At 30.1% G+C, this 17024-nt stretch carries 12 protein-coding genes and 1 pseudogene; 2 read left to right on the plus strand and 11 right to left on the minus strand.

What is annotated here, in order from left to right:
• The first annotated feature begins 122 nt into the window (after positions 1–122).
• Positions 123–1756: pseudogene (locus BLA55_RS04195) on the plus strand (IS1634 family transposase).
• Positions 1757–2299: 543 nt separating this feature from the next.
• Here BLA55_RS04195 and tig read toward each other — a convergent pair.
• The 11 genes from tig to nadE form a co-directional block, all read right to left on the minus strand.
• Positions 2300–3592, minus strand: coding sequence for a trigger factor (gene tig, locus BLA55_RS01405; RefSeq protein ID WP_073372330.1), 1293 nt, complete (start codon positions 3590–3592; stop codon positions 2300–2302).
• Between the two features lie 72 nt (positions 3593–3664).
• Positions 3665–4933: a serine hydroxymethyltransferase gene (glyA, locus tag BLA55_RS01410; protein ID WP_073372331.1), complete on the minus strand. Its 1269-nt coding sequence runs from the start codon at positions 4931–4933 to the stop codon at positions 3665–3667.
• Positions 4934–4951: 18 nt separating this feature from the next.
• A complete protein-coding gene (locus BLA55_RS01415) occupies positions 4952–7132 on the minus strand; it encodes a phenylalanine--tRNA ligase subunit beta (RefSeq protein WP_073372332.1) in 2181 nt (726 codons plus the stop codon).
• Positions 7132–7803: a uracil-DNA glycosylase gene (locus BLA55_RS01420; RefSeq protein ID WP_073372333.1), complete on the minus strand. Its 672-nt coding sequence runs from the start codon at positions 7801–7803 to the stop codon at positions 7132–7134. The genes BLA55_RS01415 and BLA55_RS01420 overlap by 1 nt, the downstream gene beginning before the upstream one ends.
• Positions 7793–8746, minus strand: coding sequence for a phenylalanine--tRNA ligase subunit alpha (gene pheS / locus BLA55_RS01425; RefSeq protein WP_073372334.1), 954 nt, complete (start codon positions 8744–8746; stop codon positions 7793–7795). The genes BLA55_RS01420 and pheS overlap by 11 nt, the downstream gene beginning before the upstream one ends.
• 5 nt (positions 8747–8751) lie before the next feature.
• Complete coding sequence (locus BLA55_RS01430; RefSeq protein ID WP_073372335.1) at positions 8752–9966, minus strand: replication-associated recombination protein A; 1215 nt, start codon at positions 9964–9966, stop codon at positions 8752–8754.
• A gap of 183 nt (positions 9967–10149) precedes the next feature.
• The gene (locus tag BLA55_RS01435; RefSeq protein ID WP_073372336.1) at positions 10150–10986 is read right to left on the minus strand and encodes a bifunctional 5,10-methylenetetrahydrofolate dehydrogenase/5,10-methenyltetrahydrofolate cyclohydrolase; all 837 of its coding nucleotides are present in this window, start codon (positions 10984–10986) and stop codon (positions 10150–10152) included.
• Entirely contained in the window at positions 10959–13469 is a 2511-nt protein-coding gene (locus BLA55_RS01440; protein WP_073372337.1) for a valine--tRNA ligase, read from the minus strand. The genes BLA55_RS01435 and BLA55_RS01440 overlap by 28 nt, the downstream gene beginning before the upstream one ends.
• 291 nt (positions 13470–13760) lie before the next feature.
• Positions 13761–14801 carry a ZIP family metal transporter gene (locus tag BLA55_RS01445; RefSeq protein ID WP_073372338.1) on the minus strand — a complete coding sequence of 347 codons (1041 nt, stop codon included), beginning with the start codon at positions 14799–14801 and terminating at the stop codon, positions 13761–13763.
• A 1-nt stretch (position 14802) separates the two neighbouring features.
• A complete protein-coding gene (locus BLA55_RS01450; protein ID WP_073372339.1) occupies positions 14803–15534 on the minus strand; it encodes a YebC/PmpR family DNA-binding transcriptional regulator in 732 nt (243 codons plus the stop codon).
• Between the two features lies 1 nt (position 15535).
• Positions 15536–16336 carry an NAD(+) synthase gene (gene nadE / locus BLA55_RS01455; RefSeq protein ID WP_073372340.1) on the minus strand — a complete coding sequence of 267 codons (801 nt, stop codon included), beginning with the start codon at positions 16334–16336 and terminating at the stop codon, positions 15536–15538.
• A 178-nt stretch (positions 16337–16514) separates the two neighbouring features.
• On the opposite strand from nadE, the gene BLA55_RS01460 reads away from it, so the two are divergent.
• The gene (locus BLA55_RS01460) at positions 16515–16817 is read left to right on the plus strand and encodes a hypothetical protein (protein ID WP_073372341.1); all 303 of its coding nucleotides are present in this window, start codon (positions 16515–16517) and stop codon (positions 16815–16817) included.
• Positions 16818–17024: the final 207 nt, after the last annotated feature.

Genomic DNA, 17024 nt, shown 5'->3' on the forward strand with positions numbered 1-17024 from the left:
AGTTTCCAAGTTGAGCCATATAATTGGCTCATTTTTTTTACACATATATCATAGATATATGAATAAATAAAAAAATTCATTTTTTTACTTACATTACACACATAAAATGATATAATAAGTGTATGAACTACAATCTATGCAAGAAAAAGCAAAATGGAAAATATTATTTAGTTTTAGCTATTTCAAAAGGTTTTAAAAAAGGTTACGGTAGTCAAATCGGTTTAGGCTATTGAGAAGATATAAAAGAAAAATATTCATTATCCTCTATTGAGGATATTCAAAGAAATCGCAAGTGAAGTAAAATTGATGTTAATTTGGATAAGCAAAGTGCAAAAGAAGAGTTTTTCAAATTACTAAAACCTAATTCAGTAAAAACGAGCATTCAAAATATTGGTATCGATTTAATTTACAAAATCATTAAAGAACTAGATTTGTTTTCAGCGTTACCAAAAAGCAAACATAAATCTTTAGAAGAGGTTTTAGAATTTTTTATAGCCACAAGAATTATTTTGCCAAGAAGCTATATGTCGCAATACAAAAATAAGAATGACTTCATAAACGATATTAATGTTAAAAAAACATCAATTTACAACTACCTTGATGTTATTTTAGAAAACAAAGATTCAGTTTTAGTAAACCTTTTTAACAAAATAAATGAATTAACTAACCGTAATAATGAAATTATTCATTTTGATAATACAACTGTTTATTTTGAAAGCTTCACACGAAAAGGTATCAGAAAAAACGGATTTTCAAAAGATGGAAAACATAATGAAGATCAGGTGGTGATTGCTATGGCTGTAGATTGAAACGGAATACCATTACACTATAAAGTTTTTCCAGGGAATACTGCGGATGGTAAAACAATGTTATCGTTTGTTTTAGAACTGCAATTTCTTTATAAAATAAACGACATTACAATAGTCGCTGATCGTGGAATTAATAATAATGCGAATTTGCGTTTTCTAGAACAAAAAGGTATTAAATACATATTCCAAAAAAGATTAGATACTTTAAGCAACGAGATGAAAAAATTTATTTTACAAGACGAAAACTATACTTTCAGAGATGATTTTTTCTGAAAAGAACAAATGGTGGAATCTATATGAAACAAAAAGAGATTTAATGGCCAATACCGAAAATGATGTGTGTTTTTTAGTCCTGGTAAAAGAACACTAGACAAGTTAAAAAGAAACAATTTCATCGATAAACTAAATCAAAAAGCTATTAACGGAGAACTACATCTTAGTTCATTAGTTCCTGAATACAAAAAGAAATATATGGATATAAATGGTAAAACGGTCGACGAAATTAACTGAGAAAAATAAAGAAAAAGGAATCAGAGGATGGTTTTTATATTATTGAAACCAATATTCTTAACTTAACACCATCAAGAGCTAATGAAATTTATAAAAGACAATGAAAAGTAGAAGAAAACTTTAGAACACTGAAATCTTCTTTACAAGTTAGACCTGTATTTGTACACAGCGAAAAACACATACTAGCACATCTTTTATTGTGTTTTATTGCTCTCGTTGTTTTAAAATATTCTCTTTACAAATTAAAAAATTATTATAAAAGCAACGGAGAAATACAAAGAGTGACTTTAGATCTATTTATTGATTCTTTAAGGATGATGACAATTACAAGAAAAGAAATTGATGGTAAAGTTGTTCAGGAAATAATAAATGATTTAGATGAAAATCATAAAGAAAACATAAAAATTTACAAAGACTTTATTGCATGCATGACGTAATTCTATGTGTGTAATTTTAATTACGAAAAAACAAATACGCCTATATAGTAGACGTATTTGTTTTTTATACTTGAGTAACTTGGAAACTCAGGGTTAAAAGTTGTTAATTTTAAACTGCTCACGCCACTCCTTTTATTTAAAATTTTATCTAACCTAAGTTGGTTTATAAATTAAAGTCTAAGGCTGTGACATTTTGTTTAATATTTAATACGTAGAAAACTTGGTACTTTTTTAATTAAAACTATTAATTTTGTCTATAATTTTTACCTATCTAGTCATTTCTCTAGATAACTTATATACTAGCAGCAGGGATTACAGTCTAATTTTATTAGATTTAAAATCTCACACTGGTGCGGCCGAGTTCCATACGCATACCTAAGTGATACGGTCTTTTATGTGAGTACTTGTAGTATCATAACGCAATCCGAACTCCAAAAAAGGCGCTTACAAAAGCGTCTTTTTTCGTGTCATTTTGCTCCTAAAGCTCTTAATTACCGCAAAAGTGCAAAATAAAAGTCTCACGTGTGTGAGACTCTATTTTATCTATTTTTTAGTTCCTAATTCTTGAATTAATTTATCAACAAAAGTATCTTCGCTTAAACGTGAAACGATTGCGTTTTCTTGAATAAATCCTTTAATCATGTTAACATCCATGTTGTAAAGTTTTGCAATTCTTTCGTATTCAGCTTCAATTGCTTTAGCAGCAACAGGTTCAGGTTTGAATCTGTTTTTTAATTCATTGTAAACAAATGCTTTTGATAATTCAGCAATTGCTGCTTTTTTCATTTCTTCATGAATATCTTCTTCACTTGATTTTGTTACAGCTAAATATTCATGTCTTTTAATACCTTGTTGTTTTAATGTTTGGTTGAAGTTGTTGTTTAATTCAGTAACTTTTGATTCAACGATTCTATCGTTAATATTAAATGGATTTTTAGCAATAATTTCATCAATTAATTCACTTAAGAATTTGCTTTTAGCTTGTTCGCTTAATCTTTGTTTTACAATATCAGCTAATGCATTTCTTAATTCTTCAACTGTTTTAACATTTGGAATTCCGAATAAGAATACATTTTCTTCTGTTAATTCAGGAATATCAAGTTTACTAATTGAGTGAATTTTTACTTGGAATACTGCTTCTTTGTTTCTAAAATCTTTTACGTAGTATTCAGCAGGGAATGTTACAACTACATCACCTTCTCATCCAGCTGCTTTACCAACTAATTGGTCTTCAAAACCTGGAATAAATTGACCTGAACCAAGGGTTAATTCGAATTTTTCAGCTTCTCCACCTTCGAAAGCTTCATCATTGATAAATCCTTTAAAGTCAATTAATACAACATCACCTAAAGCTGCTTCACCTTCTTTAGGTAACATAACTGATTGTTTTGATAAGGTTTCTTTAACCATATCATCAACCATAGATTCTTTGAATTTTTCAACTTTGTATTTTGTTTTTAAATTATCAAGTTTAATTTGAGATAAATTAACCATTAATGGATAAACAAATTCAAAACTTAATTCTTCTTCGCTAATTTTTGTAGGTACTAAATCAGGACGATCAAAAATTCTTTCTTTAGTTTCTAATGCTACATTTGTTGCTTCAGCGATGTATTTCGAACTAATTGAATTTAAAGCACGATCTAAAACTTGGATTGGAGAAATGTTTTTTTCTGCAATATGACTAGGTACTTTACCTTTTCTAAATCCTTTAACTTTAACTTGTTTTAAAAGAGCTTTTTTAGCATCTTCTTGTGCTTTTGCTCATTCTTCCTTAGATACATTTACAGCAACTTTAATTTGTTGTAATTTATCATCTTTTAACGCTTTTAACATAATACTCCTTTTCATTTGTTATATTTATAATAAATTTTATCGTATTTTGAATTTTTTACACCTAAATAAATGCTATAAATAGCTTTTTTTAATTGGAAATTCACGAGTTCAGTCAAGAACTTGAGCACGCAATTCTTTTTTCTTTGCTTGTGCGTTTTCATCATCAGAACTTAAAAAATCATAGTTTTTAAGTACGTAGTGAATAAAATCTGCTAATTCCACTCACTTATTAAAATCACGTGATGTCATCGCTGCACTTCCAAGTCTTAATCCACTTCCTAAAGTAGGTGATAACGTATCAAAAGGTATTGTATTTTTATTAGTTGTAATATTTAATTCTTCTAAAATAACTTCAGCCTGTTTACCATTAATACCATAAGTTTTTCACACATCAATTAAAAATAAATGGTTATCAGTTCCACCTGAGACAATTGTTGCACCAAGCTCTTTAAAACGCTCGCAGAATGTGTGAGCATTTGCTACTACGCTAGCACCATATTGTTTAAACATTGGTGTGAGAGCTTCATAAAAAGCGATTGCTTTACCAGCAATTGCGTGGAATAATGGTCCACCTTGGTAACCGGGGAAAACTCAACGATTTACTTTTTTTGCTATTTCTTCATCATTAGTCATAATCACCGCTCCACGTGCACCACGTAATGTCTTATGTGTTGTTGTGGTAATAACATCAGCGTATCCAACTGGACTTGGATGAACTCCAGCTGCAATTAGACCAGCAATATGTGCAATATCAGCTAATAATTTAGCTCCAACTTTGTCCGCAATAGCTCTAAAACGAGCAAAATCAATAAAACGTGAGTAGGCAGAGTAGCCACAAATAATTAAGTCAGGTTTCTCTTTAAGTGCTAATTCTTCAATTGCTTCATAATCTAGATGTCCCTCTTGGTTTAATTCGTATGAAACACTGTTATAGAAAATTCCGCTAAAGCTGATTTTGTATCCGTGTGTTAAGTGTCCACCGCAATTAAGTGAGAGTCCCATTATTTTGCCACCACTTGGGACAACTGAAGCAATCGCAGCAGCATTTGCAACACTCCCCGAGTAAGGTTGCACGTTTGCATATTTCACACCAAACAATTCCTTTAGTCGCTCAATTGCCGCATTTTCCACAACATCCACATACTCACAAGAGCCATAGTATCTTTTACCTGGATATCCCTCACCATATTTGTTGGTCAAAACTGAACCTTGTGCAATTAAAACATCTTCACTTGTGTAGTTTTCAGATGCAATTAATTCGATGTGATCTTTTTGTCTTTGCAATTCATTATTAATAGCTGATTCGATTACTTTATCGTTTAATTTAACTTTTTGATACATCGCTAACTCCTTTATTTATTACTTATTGAATTGTTCATTTAATTGTGCAATTGCTTGATCATCCCCTAAAATTCTCAGAGTAACATTTTTATTTTCATCTTTATAGTAAGTGTCCACTAACTTAATTGAATACACACCACATACTTGTTCAATTACACTGATATATTTTTCAATATAATCGCGTTTTGCAAGCGTAAATGTTAAATCGATTGATTTTAAAGGTTGATACTCTTGTTCTTTGTGTTCAATTGTAGTAACTGAATTTACTCTGTCTAAAATAACTTCAGCATAAAATGCATTAGTAGTGTCCAACTGAGGATGAATTTTACCAATTCAACCAATTAATTGCTCATCTTGATAAATTAGAGCTGAAACGTTTGGATGAATTAATGCATTATCTTTTAAAGGTACAAATTTTAAATTATTAACTTTTAAAAAGTTAACCAAGTCTTGTTGAATTTGAACAAAATCATTGGTTGTCGAAGCTAAAATCACAGCTTTTAAACCGTCATTAATCATTCCAAATTCAAATAAGTTTAAATTAGTAATTTTACGTTTTTGATTGTATTCAATCACTTCTTGCATGCTAATTGCAAGTGAATTACGTACAACTTCTCTCTCTTTTGAAACGAAAGTTAATAACTCAACTGAATTTGCAAAATTAAATGGATTAAATGTGTTCTTGTCTTTTGAAACTAATGAGAAAGTGCGAATTTCATTGTAACCAGCTGACATTAATAAATCTTTATCAATATTTCTTTTAACTGTTTTTAAAGGTTTAATATCTGGTTGAGTTGGTTGGAAATTATCATATGAGTAAAATCTAAAAATTTCTTCAATAATATCCTCAAAAAGTACTACATCATAACGGTAATTTGGTACTAAAATTCTTTGTTTGTCAAATTCAAAACCAAGTTTACTTAATTGTGCGATTGCTCCATCAAAAACTTCTAAATTATTTAAACCTGAGTATAAACCAATTTTATAGTCGTTTTGAGCAATTTCGCGTTTAGCAGGTGTTGCTTGATAATTAATAAATTGTGATACTTGTGAGTGATTTTGAATTAAACTCTTTAAGAAATGTAAACCTAAATTTGCAACTTCTTGAGTAATTTTACGTGAAGCTTGATTTGCAGAGTTAGAATGAATCTTAATTTCTTTAGCACCGTGACGCACTAGTTGCGAATCAAAAATACCAATTTCAAAAACCACATCTTGGTCCCCTTCAGATGCTTTTGATTTTTCTAATCCCATAACTGAGGCGATTGAAATAGGTCCATTTGAATCTATAATTGCTAAAACTTGGTCAACTTGAACTTCTTTATTACCTAAAATTTCAACGCTACCACTATATAATTGTGTCGTAATTTGATTTGTGATTTTATTTTTTGAGTAAACGTGAGCAGGTGCACCAGTAATTAATAAACAAAGGTTGGTTAAATTAATTGGATAAGCAAAATTTGAATTAATCCCATGTCTTGCTAAAAGCAATTTATCTTCTCAAGAAATATTAACATTTTCTAAATTCTTTGCTTCAAAGAATGTTAGTGACTCAGCAATTCCGTTGCTTGCTTGAATATCTGAGACAAAATCATTACGTAATTGTTCAGCAGAAAAAGGATAAACAAATTCTAAATCAAAATAAGCGGCTAGTTCACGTGCAACAAAATAGTAAGAGTTTGCGTCATTACGGTTTGCGGTTAAACTAATTTCAATTAAGTAATCGTCTAAACCTAATTTTTGAACTGGATCATCTGATAAGTTTGCAAAATCATGTGGTAATCTTAAAATATGGTCACCATTATTATCGATTAATGAATGGTCGTATCCAATTTCATTTCATGCAGCAAACATCCCTTGTGATTCAATTCCTTTAAGTTTTTTTGACTCAAAGGTAAATCCGTCTTTAGTAGCTCCAACAGCAAAAAAAACTACAAAGTCACCAATTTTTAAAACTGTGTCAGTTGTTTGAACAGTAGCGATTCCATCAGCATGTTCAACTTGTGCAACAGTTAAACGATCAGAATTTGGATTAGCTTCAATACTTTTAATATAACCAAATTTCAATCCTGAAATATTTGCGAATTTTTTGTATTCTTCAACTTCAAAACCTAATTTATTTAAAGCTTTGACAGTTTCCTCAACTTCTAAATTTCGGTTTGCGAAAAATTTATTTAAATAATTTAAAGATAAAATCATTAATCCTCCTTATTTGTTGATCAATCAATTGGTGTTTCTTTGTGTGCAATTAAATAATCATTAATTCGTTTAAAAATATGTTGATTTTCAAAATTTAATTTATATGAAAATGGACTTGGATGAGAAAAAAACATCACCTGTTCAGGTTTTAAATCTAAATGCAATTTTTGGACAGTTTCATGAGCTTTATTACCAAATAAACAAAAAAGAACATTTTTACTTTCTTTAGTAACAGCTAAAATTACTTCATTAGTAAATTGTTGTCAACCAAATTTTTCATGTGAAAGTGGCATGTGCTCATTAACAGTCAAAATTGTGTTTAACAATAAAACCCCTTGCTTAGCTCAATTTTCAAGTGAATTGCTACTTAAATTTGCATCAGGATAATCTTTTTTAATTTCCTTGAAAATATTTGCTAATGATTTAGGGGTTTTATTAGCTTTAGAACTAAAAGCTAAACCATCTGCGTCTGCAGCATTAGGATAAGGATCTTGTGCGAGAATTACAACCTTAGTTTCATTAATTTGAAAATATTCAAAAGCACGAAAAATTTCAGTTTGATGTGGCAAAATATTATATTTTGCTCCAGCTTGTTCTAAACCTTTAATTATGTCTTGAAAATAAGGTTTTTTACCTTCGGCTTCTAAAATTCCTAATCAACTATTTTTCATTTTTAAATTGCTCCAAAAATCTTAAATCATTACGGTAAAAGTCACGAATATCTTTAATTCCATATTTAATCATTGCGATTCTTTCAATTCCAATTCCAGCTGCAAATCCGTTTAAATTTTCATCAGTATAACCAGCTAAATGTAGCACATTTGGATGTAACATACCAGCTCCAAGTACTTCGATTCAACGGTTATTGTAGAAAATATCTACTTCAACACTTGGCTCAGTAAAAGGAAAGTAACTTGGTCTTAAACGAATTTCTAAATCTTTTTCAAAAACATAACTTAAAAGTGATTTTAGTGTTCAAATTAAATTAGGGAATGATACTTTTCCAACACTAACAAAGTCCACTTGAGTAAATTGGTGTGAGTGAGTCGCATCATCTTCATCATTACGATAAACTTTTCCGATTGCAAAGGTTGAAAAACTTTTATTGGCATTTTTTTCTAATTCTAATGCAGTAATTCCGGTATTATGTGTACGTAAAAGACGTGTTGCACTAAAATATAGCGAATCATGCATAGCACGTGCTGGATGGTTTGATGGAATATTAAGACGCTCAAAGTTGTATAAATCATCAACAATTTCACCATCTTCAGTTTGGAAATAACCATGTTGAATAAATCAGTCTTTTAAACGATTTTCAACTAAGGTAATTGGATGAAGCGAACCATTAACATAAACAGGAACTGTCACATCAACAAACTCAGAATTAATCTTTTGATTGATTTTTTCTTGTTCTAATTTTGCTTCCGCTTGTGCAAAAAATTCTTCGTAATGTCTTTTTAGTTCGGTAATTTTTTGACCAAGTAATTTTTTAGTTTCTACATCAGCACTTTTAATTTGATTTTGTAATTGAAAAATTTCGCCATCTTTTGAATAAACCTTGCTACGAGCAAGTTTTAAATCTTCAAATGTTTTAATATCATCTAGTTTTAACATTGTTCCTACTTTCCAAAATTTTTAATTTGTTCTCAATATTTTTTGTATTTTTGTTCATTCTCATTTTTACCAGCAACATAAAACACTTCATTTTCTAATTGTTTTGGTAAATAAGTCTGATGTACTCAGTTAAATTGATAATCGTGTGGATACAAATAACCAATTCCATCACCTAATTTTTTTGCTGATTGATAATGCGCATCACGCAAATGTTTTGGAATATCATAAATTTTACCATTATCTATCAATTGATTCGCACGAGAAAAAGCTAAATAAGTCGAATTGCTTTTTGGACTAAGTGCTAAATCGGTAATAATAAAAGCTATTGGTAGATTTGCCTCAGGAAAACCAAGTCGTTCAACGCTATTAAATGCCGCTTCAACACGTAAAATAATATTTGGATTGGCTAAACCAATATCTTCATAAGCGACTGCATTGATGCGACGAAAAAGTCCTTGATAATCACCACTTTTTAAAATTAATGCTCCATAATACAATGCCGCATTAACATCACTACCACGTAATGATTTGTGAAATGCCGATAAATTATTGTAGTGTGCACTTGAATTCATGTCACTGTAAAAATTAATATTTGGAATGATTTTTTTTAAATCTTCACGTGTAACATTTTGATTACGATTATGAACTAGAGCTAAAATTTGTAAATTATTAATTGATGAACGATAATCACCAGAGCTATAACGGGCTAAATCTAAAATTAAATCCTGACTAATTTTTAAATCACTAAAATGAGTTTTAATAATATTTTCCAATGCATCAGCAATTTCTTGTTCGTCTAATTTATTAAATTGCAAAATTTGCATTCGACTACGTAAAGCTGGATTGACTCTAAAATAGGGATTTTCAGTCGTTGTTGCGTAAACGATAATTTTGTCAAACTCTAAATATGACAATAAAATATCTTGCTTATCCTTATTTAAACGATGGATTTCATCAATAATTAAAATCTTATTGTTTTTAATTTTATCCAACAAATCAGCTTTAGAATCGGTTGTGGAGTTAAAATATCCATACGGTAATTGCATCTCATTTGCTAGTGCAATTGCAGTTGAAGATTTACCAGTACCACTTTCACCAAAGAAAATAAAGCTTGTGGCCATCTTATTTTGTACTATTTTTTTGAGTAAATTAATAACATGTTTTTGTCCAACGATATCATCTAATTTTTGCGGTCTTAATTCATTTGCCAAGTTATACATACAATAAAAATTTTAATAAAATTAACTTTAAAAATAAACAAAAACTCTAATTAATCACATTTTGAGTTTTTGTGCTTACTTTGTCAAAATTTTGACCTTGAAGACTCGTCGCAAAATAAAGAAAAAAACACCAGATGCTGTATTTGAGTGCATTTAGTGTTTTAATCGTCGTTTTTTATTTGTTTATTTAATTGCGTCTACTAAATTTTTAAGTAGACACGCAACTGTCATTGGTCCAACACCACCAGGTACTGGTGTAATAGCTGCAACTTTATCTTTAACATCTTCAAAATCAACATCACCAGAAATTACATCAGGTAAGTTTTCATCTAAATTAGTACCTACGTCAATTACAATCGCACCTTCTTTAACGTTTTTGCTACGAACTAATTTGGCTTCACCAGCAGCAACAATTAAAATGTCAGCATTTTCAACACCTTTAATTCCAGTGTTTTCGTCATAAGTAGCAACGTTTGCACCTTTACGTTTAATAATATGTGTAACCGGTTTACCAACTAAATAACTTCGTCCAATAACTGCGACACGTTTATCTTTTACATCTATTTTATAGTGGTCCATCAACTCTAAAACAGCTCGAGCGGTAGCAGGTACGAAGAATTTATCGTCTGTTTTTGAACTGTTGTATAAGGTAAATTCGTTACGGTTACTTAAACCGTCAATATCTTTTTCATATGGAATTGCGTCCATAATTACTTGACTTGGAATATGTTTTGGTAAAGGTAATTGGACAATTACACCATCAGAATAATCATTAATGTTATCCATTTTTTTCAATAATTGATCTTGTGTAATTGATTCTTTATATTTATAAAGTTTAACCTCAACACCTAAATATTCGGCTTTTTTGATTTTTTGTGCAATATATTTGTTTGACGCAGGATTATCTCCAACTTGTACAATGGCCAAACGAATTGACCTTGGTAATTTTAAGTCTTCAATTTCCTTTTTTAATTTTTCTAATTCAGCAGCAGCTAATTCTTTTCCTCACAATATTTGCATTGTAATTCCTCCTCATATTGGCTTAATTCGTTAGTGTATTTTGCTAACTTCTCACGCTCAATAGCAATTTTAGCTTCTGGAGCTTTGCTTATAAAACTTTCATTTGACAACATTTTTTGAGCACGATCAATTTCAAATTTAATTTGAGCGATCTTGTCTAATAAACGTTGTTTATTTTGTTCTTTTAATTCTTGTGAAACTTCAATGTATAAGTTTCCAAGTTTGGTTGTAAATAATAAGTCTTGATTTAGCTTTTGTTGTGCATAAGCTAATTTATCAATTCCTTTAAACATGTTTGAATCAACTTCATTTGCTGATTCAAAATGATAATTAATTATTTCTTTTTTTGAAATATTATTTTCATCACGATACTTACGAATGATTGTTACAATCTCAATTAGAGTATCGACATATTCAACATTGTCATAGTACTCTAGTTCAGGATAAGTTTGTTCAAGCAATTCGTTATTGAAAATTTCGCTAAAAATCTTATCAGTGGTAAAAGGTAAGAGCGGATGAATAATAATTAATGCATTTCTTAAAACTGCTAAAGCATTTTGTTTTGATGGAGCAGTTTTAAGTAATTCAATATATCAACTACTAAAATCATTAAAAATAAATTTATAAATTTCACTACCAATTAAGGTAAATTCGTAAGTTGACATTCAACGATCAATATTATTTTTAAGTTCAAATAATTTATTATTGATTCACTTGTCAATATCACTTAATTGACTGGTTTGTACACCATCATTCATTTCATGAATGTAACGTGAAATATTTCAAAGTTTGTTACATACACCTCAAGCTGACTTAATTTTTTCAGTCGAATAACGAATATCGATACCAGGCGAAGTATTAGTGATTAAGAATCAACGTAATGCATCAGAACCATATTGGTCAATAACTTCCATCGGATCAATTCCGTTATTAAGTGATTTAGACATTTTACGGTTTTGCTCATCACGAATTAGACCATGGAATAGTACATCCTTAAATGGTTTTTCATTCATGAACTCAAGACCAAAGAAGTACATACGTGCAACTCAGAAAAAGACTAAATCATATCCAGTAATTAATACGTCACTTGGATAATATCTCTTGAGTTTTTCGTCGCTTTGAGGTCATCCTAAGAAAACAAATGGACTAATACCACTTGAGAATCAAGTATCTAAAACATCCTCATCTTGTACTCAACCTTCCCCCGGGGAATCGATTTGGACTTTAATTTGATCGTCCTTGTATCAAGCTGGAATTCTGTGTCCTCATCAAAGTTGTCTTGAAATGGTCCAATCGTGCACATTTTCCATTCATTGACGCATTGTAGCTTCAAAACGTTCTGGATAGAATTTAACTTTTTGGTCTGTATCTAAATGATTTAAAATTCCTTGAGCTAACTTGTCCATCTTAACAAATCATTGTGGTGTAACTAAAATTTCAATTGGTGTTTTACTTCTTTCACTAAATCCAACTGGTGAAGTTGTTTCTTCGACCTTTACTAATAAATCATTAGCTTTTAAATCATTAGCAATTGCTTCACGTGCTGCAAAACGGTCTAAACCGTGGTATTTAGTTTGTGGACTATCAATAAAACCACTTTTGTTAATTGTTTCACGAATCTCAAGATTGTGTTTTTTAATGATATTAATATCAACTTCAGCATGTGCCGAAAGTTTCATTGCACCAGAACCAAAATCAATTCCAACGTATTCGTCAGTAATAATTGGTAATAACTCTTTAGTAATTGGATGTATGACATTTTTATTTCAAAGGTGTTTGTATCGCTCATCATTTGGATTAACAACCACAGCCACGTCACTTAATAAAGTCTCAGTTCTAACAGTCGCAACAGTAATAAATTGATCTGAATTTTCAATAAAGTATTTAATGTGATACATATTTTGTTTTGTATCTTCACTATATACTTCGATATTTGAAAGTGCGGTGTTCAATTTAGTGTCTCACGAAATTGCTTTGGTGTCACGATAAATTAAACCTTTATTATATAAATCAACAAAAACCTTTAAAACTGCTTCATTAGCATCATCATCTAAGGTAAATCTCTCATTTTCATAATCAAGCGCTAAACCTAGAGCAGATCATTGTTTACGAAACATTTGAGCATAAGTCTCTTTTCACTCTCAAACCTTAGCAAGGAATTTTTCTCTTCCTAAATCATGACGAGTTAAACCTGTTTCTTCGTATAAGACTTGTTCAACTTTTGCTTGTGTTGCAATCCCAGCATGATCCATTCCTGCAATTCAAAAAACATCATAATTATTTAACTTCTTATATCTAATAACTGTATCTGGAATATAACTATCTAATGAGTGTCCTAAATGGAGTTTTCCAGTAACGTTAGGAGGTGGTAATAAAATTGAGAAAGGTTTTTTTCTCAAATCATGTGTCATAAAATACTTTTTATCTTGTCATTTGCGGTCAGTATTTAATTCAACCTCTTTGTGATTATAAGTCTTATTCATAATGATTAAATTATATATCTTTAATAAAAAAAGCGTGGTTTTATTTTGCTTTTTGAAAAAAAGTAATAAAATATTGCACAAAAACGCACTAATTGCTCAAACTACGTGCGAAAAATCCTACTCATTTTGGTGGTACACTTTAATAATTTTTGAGTGTCCCCAGCGGACCAAAAAACGATAATTCAATTTTCGCTAACTGGGACACTTACACAAGTTATAACTGTCCCAGTTAGGCAAAAAATAAAAAAGCGACCTAGTTTTTAAAACTAAATTCGCTTTTTGATCGTTTCTTTAACTACCGTGTTTGTGGAATAATAAAATGAAAACACAGAACATAATTCCAACAAACAATGAACAAATAACTTTGATTCAACTTTTTTTGTCGAAATTTGAGTGATAAAATTCTGGAAAAAATTCAACTAGTGAAGTAAATAAGAAAATTGCCGAAATAAATGCAAACATGAGTGCTTTTGCTCATCAAAGGTAGCTACTTGCAATATATGGTGCAAGTAAAGAACCTGCGAGCATGAATGGTAAAAAGAGCAATAGAGCAATTAGCGAAACAAAAAATGCTTTTCAGCTTGAAAAACCAGCTTCACGTAGACGGTAATAAAACACAATTTCTTCAGGAATTAAATGTAGAATGAGTGAAATAATAAAAGCTAAAGAAATATCACTATTTCCTTGACCAGCAATTAAGTTATTAATGCTGTAACCTAAAATAAATCCTTCAGGAATCCGGTGTGTCAATAATAAAATTAACGCTATAATCTTAAGTTTTGATTCTGATTTTTCAACAATTACCTTTTCTGAAGCAGAAATAGTATCTTCACGATTGAAAATAAAATCTGGATGTACGTGCTCATGTTTATCATCACCATGTTCATGTACGTGCACAAAAGCAGCAATTTTAGATTTAGAACTTAAGATTTTTTTGTTTAGTCGGTAAGAAATAACGAATTTAACAACAAATGCAAATAGTACTCCAACAACAAAACCACCTAAAATAATAGCAATATTAACTAAGTAAATTCAATTACTGCTTGAGTTTGGAAATTTACTAGATAACCAAAGTGCTCCACTAGTACTTGTTTGTTCTAGTGCTTCACGTAAAAAACCAAATAGTGACATAACCAAGAAAAATCCGGTTACAAACGAATACATGTACACTTTAGTTTTATTATTGAGTTTGTTTTTAAATAGTGGTAGGATTAATCCGATAAGTGCAGGGATTAAAATTAAAATTAATAGAAAGAAAACAACTGCAACTAAATTAGCTACAGTTGCTGAAGTCATAATTGATAAATCTTGAAATCAAGTTTGAAGTGACATTTTATTCTAATTCCATGTTGTGGTACACTTCTTGAATATCGTCATCATCCTCTAATTTAGCAACAAATTCAAGTAATTTTTGTTGTTTTTCTGCATCAACTTGTACATAAGTATTTGGTAAATAAGTAACTTCACATTGAATGAATTCGTTTATTCCAAGCGAATCCTCAATGATTGCCTTAACTGCACTAAAGTTTTCAGGAAGCATTGTAACTACATAAGTTTCATCGCTAACTTCTAAGTTTTCAGCACCAGCTTCTAAAACAGCCATTAATAAAGTATCTTCATCAATTTTATCTTTAGTTAATTCAATAATCCCTTTTTTATCGAATGAAAATGGAATTTGACCTGTCTTTCCCATACTTCCGTTTTGCTTATTAAAATAAGCTTGCACATTTGATGTTACACGATTGATGTTGTCGCTTAATGTTACCACGATAAAGTTAACTCCACCTGATACAGTTGCGTTAAAAATAGTTTCAATAAAGGCTGATGAGTTTTTGTCACCTTTAGCTTTTGCTAAAGCTCTTTCGATATTATCTTTAGGCATGTTTTTTGCTTTAGCTTTTGCAATTGCTAATTTTAGAGCTGGATTAGTATCTGGATCTGGTCCACCTAATGCGGTTGCTGCTACATAAATTTCTTTTGATAATTTTTGAAAAATTTTACCTCTTACGGCATCTTGAGCACCTTTACGGTGTGCGATATTTGCTGAGTGTGAGTGTCCTGCCATATTATTCTCCTTTTAATTCTTCTGGACTCAGTGGACGGTATCCACCATCTCTTTTATGTTGACTATTTTTGTGCATACGAGTAATTTTTTGGATTGTTTCCGGTTTAAGTTTTGCAAGTGCATTTTGATCATTTTCGTTTTTTAAGAAATAATCTAATTCTGCGTAACTAAATCCTAATTCATCTTCATCGCTTTGCCCTTCTCATAAACCGGCTGATGGTTTTTTATTAATTATTGAATCAGGAACATTTAATAATTTGGCTAAATAACGAACTTCAGATTTAGTTAAATGTGAAATTGGTAATAAATCAACACCACCATCACCATACTTAGTAAAGTATCCGATGTAATATTCATCTAAATTATCAGTACCACAAACTAAGTATCCTTTTTCCTGAGCAAGTGCATATAATGTGGTCATTCTTAAACGCGGCATAACATTGGCAATTGCTAAATGATTTGATAAGTTTAATTGTTTATTAATTTCTTGATTGGTTTGTGCTAAATTAACTGTTAAAAACTTGGTATTTAGATTTTTTTCTAGCTCATTAATGTGCGGATTATCAAATGACATATCCTTAATTGGCATTACAACACCTAAAACATCATTTGGAAATGCTTTTTGCGCCAGTGCAAAAACCAATGCAGAGTCAATTCCACCACTAATACCAACAATTAATCCTTTTGCATGTGCTTCTGAGACTTTAGTTCTGAGAAATTCAACTAAATAATCGATATATTTGTAAGCATTTTGCTCATTAAAAATTACTTTTTGATCATCAAAAATAGATATTTTGTTCATAATGTATATATTTTATTATAAATTTAACTTTTTCGCAAATCGAAATCACAAAATAATATTACTTTTGTGTAATATAATTTATCAAAGGTCGTAAAATAATAAAATTCAACAATTTTTGAGCACTTTTATTCAATTTTAAAGACCAATAATACAACGAATTTGGTAAAATATTTTTATCATGCAAGAAAACAAAAAAAGCACAAACTCAAATTCAGAAAAACCTAAAACTAAAGCTTCGAACGTGTTTAAAGATGTCTTTTATATTCCGAAATACACTTTAAATATTGAACAAATTCAATTAATGTCTCCTGACGAAAAGAAAGAACGTTACAATGAGATTAAAAGTGAAATTCAAGACTATAATCGCAAAAAATATCTATCAATTAGAATCAAAGGAATTTGAATTTGAGTAATAATTTTATTTGCTTTAAGTATCTTGTGTATACTAATTTCCTACTTCTTAACTAAATTGATTAACTAATTCAACAACCAAGATAGACAACTCAAATGAGTTGTCTTTTTTTGATCTCATATCGCTTAAATCTTTGAATTGTCCCTAGGGGACAGTTGCTCTAATATTGGTTTAACATTCGAATACTATAAACCTTCTCCTGGGACAGTCGACCTAATATGCGGACAAATTGCACAAAAAAAGCTGAATATTGCTATTCAACTTTTTGTTTTGGAA

This window comes from Mycoplasmopsis pullorum, from assembly GCF_001900245.1.
Classification (GTDB): Bacteria; Bacillota_I; Bacilli_A; order Mycoplasmatales; family Metamycoplasmataceae; genus Mycoplasmopsis; species Mycoplasmopsis pullorum.